Origin of the sequence: Oceanidesulfovibrio marinus, from assembly GCF_013085545.1 — a bacterium.
Lineage (GTDB): Bacteria > Desulfobacterota > Desulfovibrionia > Desulfovibrionales > Desulfovibrionaceae > Oceanidesulfovibrio > Oceanidesulfovibrio marinus.
Map to the genome: position 1 here is coordinate 3,623,376 of NZ_CP039543.1, position 11,835 is coordinate 3,635,210.

General features: G+C 65.9%; 11 protein-coding genes. 2 read left to right on the forward strand and 9 right to left on the reverse strand.

Annotation, left to right across the window (positions count from 1 at the left end):
* Nucleotides 1–54: 54 nt before the first annotated feature.
* Nucleotides 55–501, reverse strand: a complete 447-nt coding sequence (locus E8L03_RS15965) for a P-loop NTPase family protein (RefSeq protein WP_144306284.1) — start codon at nucleotides 499–501, stop codon at nucleotides 55–57.
* 279 nt (nucleotides 502–780) lie between these two features.
* On the opposite strand from E8L03_RS15965, the gene E8L03_RS15970 reads away from it, so the two are divergent.
* Nucleotides 781–2,799: a S16 family serine protease gene (locus E8L03_RS15970; protein ID WP_171267891.1), complete on the forward strand. Its 2,019-nt coding sequence runs from the start codon at nucleotides 781–783 to the stop codon at nucleotides 2,797–2,799.
* A 94-nt stretch (nucleotides 2,800–2,893) separates the two neighbouring features.
* Here E8L03_RS15970 and E8L03_RS15975 read toward each other — a convergent pair whose 3' ends face one another.
* The 8 genes from E8L03_RS15975 to phnG all read right to left on the reverse strand — a co-directional run bounded on the left by E8L03_RS15975 (nucleotide 2,894) and on the right by phnG (nucleotide 11,004).
* A complete protein-coding gene (locus E8L03_RS15975; protein ID WP_171267892.1) occupies nucleotides 2,894–4,255 on the reverse strand; it encodes a sigma-54-dependent transcriptional regulator in 1,362 nt (453 codons plus the stop codon).
* Nucleotides 4,245–5,690, reverse strand: a complete 1,446-nt coding sequence (locus E8L03_RS15980) for a sensor histidine kinase (protein ID WP_171267893.1) — start codon at nucleotides 5,688–5,690, stop codon at nucleotides 4,245–4,247. Before E8L03_RS15980 ends, E8L03_RS15975 begins: the two co-directional genes overlap by 11 nt.
* Before the next feature lie 360 nt (nucleotides 5,691–6,050).
* Nucleotides 6,051–6,770, reverse strand: coding sequence for a phosphonate C-P lyase system protein PhnL (gene phnL / locus E8L03_RS15985; protein WP_171267894.1), 720 nt, complete (start codon nucleotides 6,768–6,770; stop codon nucleotides 6,051–6,053).
* A complete protein-coding gene (gene phnK, locus E8L03_RS15990; RefSeq protein ID WP_171267895.1) occupies nucleotides 6,767–7,561 on the reverse strand; it encodes a phosphonate C-P lyase system protein PhnK in 795 nt (264 codons plus the stop codon). Before phnK ends, phnL begins: the two co-directional genes overlap by 4 nt.
* A complete protein-coding gene (locus tag E8L03_RS15995; RefSeq protein ID WP_171267896.1) occupies nucleotides 7,558–8,484 on the reverse strand; it encodes an alpha-D-ribose 1-methylphosphonate 5-phosphate C-P-lyase PhnJ in 927 nt (308 codons plus the stop codon). The genes phnK and E8L03_RS15995 overlap by 4 nt, the downstream gene beginning before the upstream one ends.
* Nucleotides 8,481–9,782 carry a carbon-phosphorus lyase complex subunit gene (locus tag E8L03_RS16000; protein ID WP_171267897.1) on the reverse strand — a complete coding sequence of 434 codons (1,302 nt, stop codon included), beginning with the start codon at nucleotides 9,780–9,782 and terminating at the stop codon, nucleotides 8,481–8,483. The genes E8L03_RS15995 and E8L03_RS16000 overlap by 4 nt, the downstream gene beginning before the upstream one ends.
* A complete protein-coding gene (gene phnH / locus E8L03_RS16005) occupies nucleotides 9,773–10,522 on the reverse strand; it encodes a phosphonate C-P lyase system protein PhnH (RefSeq protein ID WP_171267898.1) in 750 nt (249 codons plus the stop codon). The genes E8L03_RS16000 and phnH overlap by 10 nt, the downstream gene beginning before the upstream one ends.
* Nucleotides 10,519–11,004, reverse strand: coding sequence for a phosphonate C-P lyase system protein PhnG (gene phnG / locus E8L03_RS16010; RefSeq protein ID WP_171267899.1), 486 nt, complete (start codon nucleotides 11,002–11,004; stop codon nucleotides 10,519–10,521). Before phnG ends, phnH begins: the two co-directional genes overlap by 4 nt.
* Before the next feature lie 98 nt (nucleotides 11,005–11,102).
* Here phnG and phnF point away from each other — a divergent pair, with 98 nt between their 5' ends.
* Complete coding sequence (gene phnF, locus E8L03_RS16015; protein WP_144306294.1) at nucleotides 11,103–11,828, forward strand: phosphonate metabolism transcriptional regulator PhnF; 726 nt, start codon at nucleotides 11,103–11,105, stop codon at nucleotides 11,826–11,828.
* Nucleotides 11,829–11,835: the final 7 nt, after the last annotated feature.

The following is an 11,835-nucleotide window of genomic DNA, read 5'->3' on the forward strand; positions in this document are numbered from 1 at the left end:
GTCTCCATAAGATCTTCCGTGCTTGTTGCATGCGTTCTTCGCGTGGGGGGACCGTCACAGGGTGAAGACCGGCACGTTGAGCTTGGCGCTCAAACCTCTGTCCTGATTTCCAACAAGCACTGCGAACTCCACATGATGCATGGAGTGCAAAGCAGTTTTTAAAACCCGCTCCACATGGCCGGCGGAGGGGATGTAAACGAGCTGCACGCTCTTGGAGAGCAGCTCCTGCAGACCCAAAACCGTCTTAGGAAGCTTGGCTCCGGTGGAGAAACGGCGGTTGGAGGAGATGAACAGGATTTCGCTGGCCAGCCTCTGCGCCAGACCGGCAAGGTGCATGGACCGGTCGTTCGTCAGGGCGTCGTCGTCCGCGATGACGATGATCTTGGCCTTGGTGCTGTGCTCGAGCTGCTTGAGCTCGCGCATGATCTCGAGCGCGCCGTCGTGGCACCCTTCTTCGGCGAGACCGACTGCCGCAGCCCAACTTTCCAATTTGCGTCGCATGGAATTCCTCCTTGGCCTTCCCCTAAACAAAGGTCGTGCCAAAGCAGCAATTGCCAAATAAACTACTGAAATGATTTCAATGATGCTTGGATATCCTGGGGAACGGCGCTGTTGCAGCCATTGTAATGTGCAACGGCTGCGAAAAAGCCATGTTGATTTTATTGGATTTTTCCCGTCGCGGTCCGGTGTTGCGCCGTGATAAATTGCAACAACTGGACTGTGCAGGGATTTCGCTAGTATCGTGCGTGCAACGAAAAATTCGCGCACAAGGAGGAGCCAGTGTCCCTTTTCAGGCGGCCGAACGAATCCAGGACCGAGGAGCAGCCCGATTTGGAAGGGCTGGACGCCGTACGTCAGCGCATCCATGACACAGCGCTGCCGCCGCATGCCGAAAAGGCCGCCGCGCGGGAGCTGGAGCGGCTGGAGAAGAGCGATCCCTCGGCCGCCGAGTACGGCATCGGCCTCGCCTATCTCGACTTCGTGCTCGACCTGCCGTGGCGCAAGTCCTCCCAGGATATCCTGGACCTGAGCCGCGCCGAGACCGTGCTGGACGCCGAGCACCACGGCTTGACCATGGTCAAGGAGCGCGTGCTGGACCACTTGGCCGCAACCATCATGGTCCGCCGGCCCCACGGCAACGTGCTCGTGGTGGACGACGAGCGCATTGCCCGCGAGAACATCGCCCGCGCCCTGCGGCAGTACCAGGTGGAGATGGCCGAGGATGCGGACGAGGCGCTGCACAAGCTCACCGAGCACGACTTCGACGTGGTCATCACCGACCTCAAGATGCGCGGCATGGACGGCCTCCAGCTTCTGGACTCCTGGAAGGAACGCTCGCCCCAGACCGATTTCATCGTCATCACCGGCTACGCCACCGTGGAGACCGCGGTGGACGCCCTCAAGAAGGGCGCCTACCAGTACCTGGCCAAGCCGCTGCACCTGGACCGGCTGCGCGCCATCGTCAGCGAGGTGCTGGAGAAACGGCGGACCGCCTGTACGGCGCGGGGGCCCGTGCTCTGCTTCACCGGACCTCCCGGCACGGGCAAGACCTCCATCGGCCGGGCCATCGCCCAGGCCCTGGGCCGCTCCTTCGTGCGCGTGTCCCTGGCCGGCCTGCGCGACGAGGCCGAGCTGCGCGGCCACCGCAGAACCTACGTGGGGGCCATGCCCGGCCGCATCCTCTCCGAGATACGGCGGGTGGACGTGAACAACCCCGTGTTCATGCTGGACGAGATAGACAAGGTGGGCCAGGACTTCCGCGGCGACCCGGCCTCGGTGCTGCTGGAGATTCTGGACCCGGAGCAGAACTCCGGGTTCATGGACCATTATCTGGACATCCCCTTCGACCTCTCGGGCATCCTGTTCATCGCCACGGCCAACAACGCCGACCGGCTGCCCAGGCCGCTGCTGGACCGCATGGAGATCATCCAGTTCGACAGCTGCTCCTCCAGGGAAAAGCGGCAGATCGCCCAAAAGTACCTCTTTCCCAAGCAGGCCTCGGCCACGGGCTTCAACCCCGGCGAGGCCCACATGGAGAACGCGGCCATCGACCGCGTCATCCAGGAGTACACGCGCGAAGCCGGCGTGCGGAACCTGGAGCGCGCCCTGGGCGGCGCCTGCCGCCGCATGGCCCGGCTGGTGCTGCAGGGCAAGCGGGAGCTGCCCGTGACCATCACGGTGGAGGACCTGCCGGAGCTCATGGGCAAGCCGCGCTACCCCAGGATATGCGCCATCCACCGCTCCCAGCCCGGCGTGGCATCAGGCCTGGTCTGGAGCGAGACCGGCGGCCACACCATCAGCGTGGAGACGGCCATCATGCACGGCACCGGTCGCCTGACCATGACCGGCTCCCTGGGCAAGGTGCTGCGCGAGTCGGCACAGACCGCCCTGAGCTACATCCGCAGCCGCGCCGAGAGCCTGGACATCGCCCCGGACTTCTTCGACAACGCGGACATCCACGTGCACATCCCGGCCGGCTCCATCCCCAAGGACGGCCCCTCGGCCGGCGTGACCATCGCCGTGGCCCTGGCCTCGCTGCTCAAAGACCAGACCGTGCGGCCGGACACCGCCATGACCGGCGAGTTGACCCTGTCCGGCGAGATACTCCCGGTGAGCGGCCTGCGCGACAAGCTGCTGGCGGCGCAGCAGGCCGGCTACTCCCGGGTGCTGCTGCCGGACGCCAACCAGTGCGACGTGGATGAGCTGGACGAGGAGATCACGGCCGGGGTGGACGCCGTGTTCGTGCGCAACGTGGACGACGCGGTGCGCGAGTCGCTGATGACGGAACCGTTCGAGTAGCGGTCCAGACGACAGGATGGGCCGTCCTTTCCGGCCCGCAGTCGGTCACGGGGAAGGGGAGTCGCGCCCGTTTTTCAGGCAAGGGAAACAGGGCCTAGGCCTCGATGCCCAGGCGTTTGAGCTTGCGCCAGAGCGAGGCGCGGTCGATGCCCAGAATCTGCGCGGCGTGGGTCTTGTTGCCGCCGGTCTTCTCCAGCACCCAGGTTATGTACTGCTTCTCGTTTTCCTGCAGGGTCACCGGCTCCGTGGGGCCGTGGCACTCCCGCGTCATCCAGTGGCTGCGCTGCTGCAGATCCAGCGGCAGGTGCGTCACCTGCAGCACCGACCCGGTGCACATCACCAGCGAGCTCTCGACGATATTCTCCAGCTCCCGCACGTTGCCGGGGTACTCATAGTTGTCTAGGATGGCCAGCACCTCGGGCGCGATGTCCGTCACCGCCTTGCCCATGGACGCGGCGTGCTTGTGCAGGAAGAAGCGCGCCAGCAGCTCGATGTCCTCGCGGCGTTCGGCCAGGGTGGGCATGTGGATGGTGATGACGTTGAGCCGGTAGAAGAGGTCGCGGCGGAACTCGCCTTCCTCCACGGCCTGGGTCATGTCCCGGTTGGTGGCGGCGATGAAGCGCAGGTCCACGGCGATCTCACGGTTCCCGCCCAGGCGGATCAGGGTCTTGTGCTCCAGAGTGCGCAGGAACTTGGTCTGCATGGACAGGGGCATGTCGCCGATCTCGTCCAGAAAGAAGGTGCCGCCGTCGGCCTGCTCCAGCAGTCCTTTCTTGAGGTTGCCGGCCCCGGTGAAGGCCTCCTTCTCGTGGCCGAAGAGCTCGTTGGCCAGGAGGTTCTCGGTGAAGCCGGCGCAGTTCACGGCCATGAAGCGCTGGTTGTGCCTCGGGCTGAGGTGGTGGATGGCGCGCGCCACCAGCTCCTTGCCCGTACCTGTCTCGCCCAGGATGAGCACGTTGGAGCTGACCGGCGCCACCTGGGCGATGTGCTCGCGCAGGGAGGTGATGGCCGGGGACTGGCCCACGATCTGGGGAATATCGGAGTCTGCCGCGCGCAGCCTGAGCTCGTTCAGCTCCCGGGCCATGGCGTTCTTTTCCAGGGCCTTGCGTACGATGGCCCGCAGTTCGTCCAGCTTGTAGGGCTTGGCCAGGTAGTGGTAGGCGCCCTGCTCCATGGCCTGCACGGCAGTTTCCACCGTGGCGAAGCCGGTGAGCATGATGACCTCGGTTTCGGGTTGCAGGCCCTTGGCCGCGGCCAGCACGCCCATGCCGTCCACCTGCTTCATGCGCAGGTCGGTGAGCACCACATCGTACTGGTTCTCGCGCAACAGCTCCACCGCGCTTTCGCCGTCCGGCGCGGCGTCCACCGTATACCCGTCACGCGAGAGCACGTGGGTCAGGTTCTCGCGCGTTATCTCCTCGTCCTCGGCTATCAGGATGCGGATTTCATTGCTCACGGGCTTGTTGCTCCATCATGTCGGTCGGGATGCGGATAGTGAAGGTGGTGCCGGCGCCGGGCTCGCTGTCCACGGTGATCTTGCCGCCGTGCTTTTCCACGATGCCGTAGACGATGGACAGGCCGAGACCGGTGCCGCCGGTTTCGCCCTTGGTGGTGAAGAACGGGTCGAATATCTGGTTGCGGACCTCCTCCGGAATGCCCTTGCCGGTGTCGGCCACGCTCATGGTCACGGTGTTTTCGTCCTTCTGCGCCACAATGGTCACGGTGCCGGGATTGGGGTCCATGGCGTGCACGGCGTTGATGATCAGGTTGAGCAGAGCCTCCTGGAAGCGCTGGGCGTCCAGGTAGACCTCCAGGTCCTCGGGCACGTCCACGATGATCTCGATGTTGCCGGGCACCTGGCTGGAGACCAGGCGCACGGTCTTTTTGATGACCGTGGCCAGGTTCTCGCGCACGATGGAGAAGTTGCGCTCCCGCGAGAACTCCAGCAGGCCCTGGACAATCTCCTTGGCGCGCAGGGACTCGCTCTCCACGTTGTTCAGCATCTTGCGCATGAAGTTCGGGTCGGCGGAGTCGAGCTCCTCGATGAGTATCTGGCTGGAGGTGGAGATGTTGTTGAGCGGGTTGTTGAGCTGGTGGGCGATGCCGGCGGCCAGGGTGCCGATGGAGGAGAGCTTCTGCGCCTGCAGCAGCTGGGCCTGGCGGAACTCCAGCTCCCGGACCATGGCGTTGAGCGCGCGGACAATGGTTTTGGCCTCGCTCTCGCCGCCCACCTCTGGCAGGGGCTCGAACACCCCCTGGGCAATGCGCCGGGTGGCCGTCTGAATGATGTTCAGGGTGTTGAAGAGCCGGCCGAACATCATCAGCGCCACGGTGACGCCCAGGGCGATGACCACCACCACCGAGGTGAGGAGCTGCATCTTGAGCGTGTCGATAATGCTGATGATGCGCTTGCTTTCCGAGGTCAGAAGGTTCTCGGCCAGGCTCACCATCTCCTTGCCGTGCGCGCGTATGTTGTTCAGCTCGGCCTCGCTGGCCGGCCTGCCGCCTTGCAGCTCCTGGCCCAGGGTCTCCATGCTCTGCCCGTAGTCGGCCAGGTTTTCGCGCAGGCTGTCCATGGTGCTCAGCACGCCGGTCTTGCCCCGCTTGCGCGCCACGTCGTTGACCAACACTCTGGCGTGCTCCAGATAGTTGCGCGCCTCGGCCAGGTCGGCTGGGTTGCCGTAGAGCAGGAAGTTCTTCTCGAACCGCCGCGTCTCCAGCAGGGCGTTGCTGAGCTGCTGCACCTCGCTCACCAGCAACGTCAGCTCGCGGATGCGCACGAGATCGAAGAACGAGAGGGTTCCCACGATGCCCATGCTGATGATGAAAAACAGCAGGATGGCAAGGAAGCGCTGCCTGATGGTCAATCGCCACGCAGTCATCTTTGGCATACGTGTTACCGCCGGGTGAAAGGTGCGCCAGCTATACCGTTGCAATGGTTTTCAAGGGGCCAGATAGAGCGTTACCCCGGTATCAACAGCTTTTCAAGGCGGAGAATAGGCTCCGGGATAGTGAACTTCATGGCCGAAACGGTCGGGAAGTCGCATCAGATATAGATCGAAGCGCGATTCGCAAAGGCGTGATAATTTGCAACGCCAGGCCGATGCGGAAGGGAGGCGGAGCAGTCGGATGTGGCAGAACGGCCCGGCGCGGGCGGAGCCGCACGCAGGATTGCCACTGGTTGGTCACAATCAGGGGAACGTTTGGAGGCGGCCGGCGAGCGTCCTGGGTCGCCGCCGGATCTGGGATAATCAGCAGCCGGCTTCCGCCGTACAAGGTGGGCGCACTTCGCAGCACTCGTCCGCCACCCGCGCCAGGGCGTCCTCGTCGTGGAAGATGCCCACCACGGCGGCGCCGTTTGTCTTGGCCTCCTCGATGAGCTCCAGCACCACGCCCTTGTTGCGCGCATCGAGCGAGGCTGTGGGCTCGTCCAGCAGCAACAGGGGACTGTGGGCGATGAACCCGCGCGCGATGTTCACCCGCTGGCGCTCGCCCCCGGAAAAGGTGGCCGGCGTGAGCTCGAACAGGCTCTTCGGGATGTTCAGCCGCGCCAGCAGGGCGGCCGCGCGTTCGCGCGCCTCCATATGCTCCACGCCTCTGCGCTGCAACGGTTCGGCCACAATGTCCAGCGTGTCCACGCGGGGGATCACCCGCAGGAACTGGCTCACATAGCCGATGGTCTCGTTGCGCAGCTCCAGCAGAGTGCGCGGTCCGGCCGCGGCGATGTCCACCACCTCGCCGTGATGGCGCACCAGGATTGCGCCGGCGTTGGCGCGGTAGTTGGCGTAGAAGAGCTTGAGCAACGTGGACTTGCCCGCGCCGGACGGGCCGGTGAGGGCCACGCAACGGCCGGGCATGGCCGTGAGCTCGAACCCGGCGAGCACAGGCAGCCGCGCGCCGCCCCGGTGGTGCAGGACGAACTCCTTGGCCAGACCGCGGACGCGGAGGGTGGGGCGTGGAATGTCAGTCATGCGTGGATGATGGAGGAGACGAGAAGCTGCGTGTAGGGGTGGATGGGGTCGTCCAGGACCTGGTCGGCCAGGCCCTGCTCCACGATGCGGCCGCGCCGCATCACCAGCACGCGATGGGCCAGGAGCCGCGCCACGCCGAGGTCGTGCGTGACCAGCACGATGGACAGGGACAGGGTTTGCGCAAGGTTGCGCAACAGGTCGAGCAGCGTGGCCTGGGCCGAGACGTCCAGGCCGCCGGTGGGCTCGTCCATGAACACCAGCCGCGGCTCTGTGACCAGGGTCCGCGCTATCTGCAACCGCTGCTGCATGCCGCCGGAAAAGGCCGAGGGCAGGTCATCCAGCCTGTCCACGGCAATGCCCAGCCGCTCCAGCCAGCCGGCGGCCGCACTGCGCACCGCGCCATAACGGCGCTCTCCGGCGTTCAGCAAGCGCTCGCCGATGTTGGCCCCGGCGCTCACCTTCATGCGCAGGCCGTCGCGTGGGTTTTGGCGGACCATGCCCCACTCCGTGCGCATCAGCACCCGCCGCGCCGCCTCGGGCATTTCGTGCACGTCCACCACCCGGCCGTCGCGCGTCCGGTAGGTCACCTGGCCGGCGCTGGGCGCGTAGTTGCCGCACAGACATTCGAGCAGCGTGGTCTTGCCGGAGCCGGACTCGCCCACCAGGGCCAGCACCTCGCCGGGCCAGAGGTCGAGCTCGATATCCCGGCAGCCGACGCGGGCTCCGTAATACTTGGCCAGCCCGCGCACCGAGAGCAAGGGCGCGTCACCTTTGGATAGCACCGGGTTCATTGCGCGCCTCCCTCACTTTCCGACTCGCCGATTAGCTCTCCTGCCAGCTCCTCGGCGATTAGACCGGCGGACATGGCCCCGCGGTTGCCGGCCTGACGCCGGCGCTCGCAGAAGTCCGTGTCCGAGCAGGCAAACATCCGGCCGCCGGCGTCATCGATCACGATCTCGTCCAGAAAGCTTTCGGCCGAGCCGCACAGGTCGCAGGCGCGCTCCCAGCGCTGCACCGTGAAGGGATGGTCCTCGAAGGCGATGCTCTCCACGGCCGTGAACGGCGGCAGCGCGTAGATGCGTTTCTCCCGGCCGGCGCCGAAGAGCTGCAGGGCCGGGCTGCGGTCCAGCTTGGGGTTGTCGAACTTTGGGATGGGCGACGGGCTCATGACGTAGCGGCCCTCCACGAGCACCGGGTAGTTGTACGAGGTGGCCGCCTCGCCCAGGCGGGTGATGTCCTCGTAGAGCTTGACGTACAACAGGCCATACTCCTCCAGGGCGTGCATGGTGCGGGTCTCGGTCTCGCGCGGCTCCAGCCAGCGCAGGGGCTCCGGAATGGGCACCTGGTAGACCATGATCTGCCCCTCGCGGAGCGGTGTTTCCGGGATGCGGTGCCGCGTTTGGATGATGGACGCCTCGGACGTGCGCGTGGTGGTGGCCACGTTGGCTGTGCGCGCAAAAAAGGAGCGGATGGACACGGCGTTGGTCGTGTCGTCCGAGCCCTGGTCGATGACCTTGAGCACATCGTCCTGTCCGATGACCGCGGCGGTGACCTGCAGACCGCCCGTGCCCCAGCCCGGCGGCAGCGGCATCTCCCGGCTGGCGAATGGAATCTGGCAGCCGGGCACGGCTACGGCCTTGAGCACGGCGCGGCGGATCATCCGCTTGGTCTGCTCGTCCAGGTAGGCGAAGGTGTAGCGGCTTTTCGGTTTCATGCGCCGTTCTCCATGCCGTCCGGTCCGAAGCTGTGCAGGTGGGAGTCCCCGGCGTCATCGACGTCATGGGCCTCGGGAGTATCGCCTGCGCCGTCTGTTGTTGTCCCTCCGCCGCGTTTTCCGACTTCCCATTTTCTGCGCAGGCCGCGCACCAAGGCGAGCTCGGACTGGAAGTCCGCGTAGTGTGGCAGCTTCACGTGCTGTACGAATCCGGAGGCCTGCACGTTGTCCGCATGCAGCAGCACGAACTCGTGGTCCTGCGCCGGGGAGCTCGCCTCCTCCCCCAGCTCCTCGGCGCGCAGGGCGCGGTCCACCAGCGCCATGGACACGGCCTTGCGCTCCAGCCGGCCAAAGACCAGGCCGTAGCCGCGGGTGAACTGGGCCGGCACATCGCCGCCGCCCTTGAACTGGTTGATCATGTCCGCCTCGGTCACGGTGATGTCGGCCACGGAGACCGGAAAGCCGAGCTCCTCCGGGCAGAGTTCCACGGCCACCTCGCCGGTGCGGATCTCGCCGGCAAAGGGGTGATTGCGGCCAAAGCCGCGCTGGGTGGAGTAGGCCATGGAGAGCAGGAACCCTTCGTCCGCCCGCGCCAGGCATTGCAGGCGCACGTCGCGGCCGGCCGGCAGCTCCAGCGGGTCCAGGGTGATGTCGCCGGGCTCCGGGTCGTCATTATGAGGATGAGGCCCGCCACACTTTTCTGAGGCGTCGTCGCCTGCATCTGCTGCGCCTGCTGCGTCATCAACTGCCACATCCGGCGCGGTGTCCGGCTGCTTTTGTCCCATGCCGCCGGGCGGCTCGATAAGTCCCTCGGCGTTCAGCCAGTCCAGCACCCGGGGCAGGGGCTCGTGCAACGGCTCGTCGGCCTCGGCAATGTCTGGCGCGTCGCGGCCGTCGGCCAGCTCGAAGTCTAGCAGCCGGTGCGTGTAGTCGAAGGTGGGGCCGAGAATCTGCCCGCCTGGCAGGTCCTTGTACACGGCGGAGACGCGGCGCATGGCGGCCATGCGCGTGGTGTCCACGGGCTCGCTCTCGCCCAGCCGCGGCAGGGTGGTGCGGTAAGCGCGCAACAGGAAGATGGCCTCCACGAGATCGCCCTGGGCCTGCTTTACGGCGAGGGCTGCGAACTCCGGATCGTACAGGGAGCCCTCGGCCATGACGCGGTCCACGGCCAGGCCGAGCTGCTCGCGTATTTGGTCGAGATCGAGCTCCGGCACGTCCGGGTCGCCCCGGCGGCAGGCGTCCAGCAGGGCATGCGCTGCGCGGATGGCGCGCTCGCCGCCTTTGATGGCTACGTACATGGCGCGCCTCCGTGGTCCGGAAGCCGCACGCTGCGCGGCAGGCCGGCCAAGCAGGAGCCGGCCGTGAGGAAGATGTCCACGCCCTGGGGGTAGGACGTTCGTTGCGCGGCCATATCGTTCCAGAACCAGTCCGGCAGCCCGCGTGCGGCAAAACGGATGGAGCCGTCCACACCCGGCCCGGCCAGTGTGACGATGTCGGAGTCAGAGATTGTGTCCAGTTTGTTAGACATGTCGTTCAGGCTGTTCGTCTTGCTAATGGCGTCCATAAAATTAGACTCGACAACCTGCTCGCCCGCCAACGCATCAACCTGGATAAGCAACGTGGCAGCGAGATGCGGGTCGCGTAGCGTGCCCTGGCAGAAGCGTTCCAGGCGCGGCATGTGGTCGGGGTCGGTGATGATGGCGAAGGCCGCGGCGGCCGGGTCGTCCACGATGCGACAGCCGCAGTGGAATCGCAGCCAGCCGATGACGCCGTCGCGGTCGCTACCATTGATACAATCCAGCCAGACAGGGGTGTTGCCGTCCACCAAGGTGAGGCAGAGACCTGCCGTGGCCGGGTGCAGCGGAGCCGGATGACCCGGCGAGTCGTGTGCGCAGTCTGCATGGGCGACGTGGCCGGGCCGGGACAGGGCCTCCAGGGCGACGCGGAAAAAGCGCTGGCTCTCCTGTACTGGGTTGGCAAAGGCCGGTTGCAGCATGGCGCGTCCCTGCGCGGTGGGGATCGAGGCGTGGAAGGTCATAGGCCGATATGCCCCCGCTCCAGAGTGAAGAAAGAAGCCCGCGTGGCTGCGGCGCGTTTGCTGGCGCGCTCCTTGTCCTTTTGGATGCGCTCCGCCTCAGGCGTGATCAGCGCGGCCATGACCGCCGTCTGGTGCTCGGCGTCCTGCAAAAGGCTGTCGAACAGGGCCGCCCACATGGCGCGTTCGTGCGCGTAGCCCGCCACGTAGCCGAAGCCGGCGATACCAGAATCCAGGAGGCGCACGGCGCAGCGGGTCAGGGTCATCTCGCCGATGTTGAACCTGCCGCCGCTGCCGCCCATGCGCCCGCGAACCATGACCAGGCCGGTCTCGGGCCTGCGCAGATACTCCCAGGCCGGCTGTCGGTCGAGGTCGTGCCAGGCTTCCTCCATGGCGTTGGCGTCGGCGCGTGCAAGCACGGCCATCCAGTGCTGGCGCGCGGTCGTAGCGGTTTCCGTGTCATGCAAATGCTTCGCAGTCGTCATCAAACAATCATCCGGAGGTCTATACAATTCAAAAGGTCAAGAACCCTGAGACCGCGGCCATTCCCATCCACCATCGACACCCCGAGTAGAGAGGCGCCATGACCCTGCCCAGAACAGCCGGCGTGACCTTGTGGCGGCAGATTGTCCTGAATCTGGAGCGCGACATCCTGAGCGGCGCGTTCGCGCCTGGCGAGAAGCTGCCCACCGAGATGGAGCTGGCCGACCGCTTCCGCGTGAATCGGCACACCGTGCGCCGGGCCATGGTGGTGCTGCAGGAAAAGGATCTGGTGCGGGTGGAGCAGGGCCGCGGCGCGTTCGTCCAGGACCACCTCATCGAGTACTCCGTGGGCAAGCGGACGCGATTTTCCGAGAACATGGCGCTGCAGAACCATCTCCCCGGCGGAACGCTGCTGAACAAGGACGTCGTGGAGTCCGAGGGCGAGATGGCCCAGGCGCTGCAGCTTCCTGCAGGACGTAAGGCCGTGCGCATGGACATTCTGCGCGAGGCGGACGGCAGGCCCATCGCCATTGCCTCGCACTTTTTTCCGCTGCCGCGCTTTACGGGCATCGATGAGATGTTTGTGCAGAAATCTTCGATCACCGCGTGTCTGACCGAGTTCGGCGTGGCCGACTTCACCCGCGTGTACACGCGCATCACGGCGCGGCCGCCCACCCAGGAGGAGGCCGTAATCCTGCGCCAGCCGCGCACCCGGCCCTTGCTGGTGGCCAAGAGCCTGAACGTGGACACTCGTGGCCTGCCCATCGACTACGGCTGCACCCGCTACAACAGCGACCGCGTGCAGATCGCCCTCGACAAGGCGTGAAGCGCGC

Bases quoted from the DNA above. Each gene is read 5' to 3' on its own strand.
- E8L03_RS15965 (WP_144306284.1), bottom strand. From the start codon at position 501: ATGCGACGCAAATTGGAAAGTTGGGCTGCGGCAGTCGGTCTCGCCGAA.
- E8L03_RS15980 (WP_171267893.1), bottom strand. From the start codon at position 5,690: ATGCCAAAGATGACTGCGTGGCGATTGACCATCAGGCAGCGCTTCCTT.
- phnL (WP_171267894.1), bottom strand. From the start codon at position 6,770: ATGACTGACATTCCACGCCCCACCCTCCGCGTCCGCGGTCTGGCCAAG.
- phnK (WP_171267895.1), bottom strand. From the start codon at position 7,561: ATGAACCCGGTGCTATCCAAAGGTGACGCGCCCTTGCTCTCGGTGCGC.
- E8L03_RS15995 (WP_171267896.1), bottom strand. From the start codon at position 8,484: ATGAAACCGAAAAGCCGCTACACCTTCGCCTACCTGGACGAGCAGACC.
- E8L03_RS16000 (WP_171267897.1), bottom strand. From the start codon at position 9,782: ATGTACGTAGCCATCAAAGGCGGCGAGCGCGCCATCCGCGCAGCGCAT.
- phnH (WP_171267898.1), bottom strand. From the start codon at position 10,522: ATGACCTTCCACGCCTCGATCCCCACCGCGCAGGGACGCGCCATGCTG.
- phnG (WP_171267899.1), bottom strand. From the start codon at position 11,004: ATGACGACTGCGAAGCATTTGCATGACACGGAAACCGCTACGACCGCG.
- phnF (WP_144306294.1), top strand. From the start codon at position 11,103: ATGACCCTGCCCAGAACAGCCGGCGTGACCTTGTGGCGGCAGATTGTC.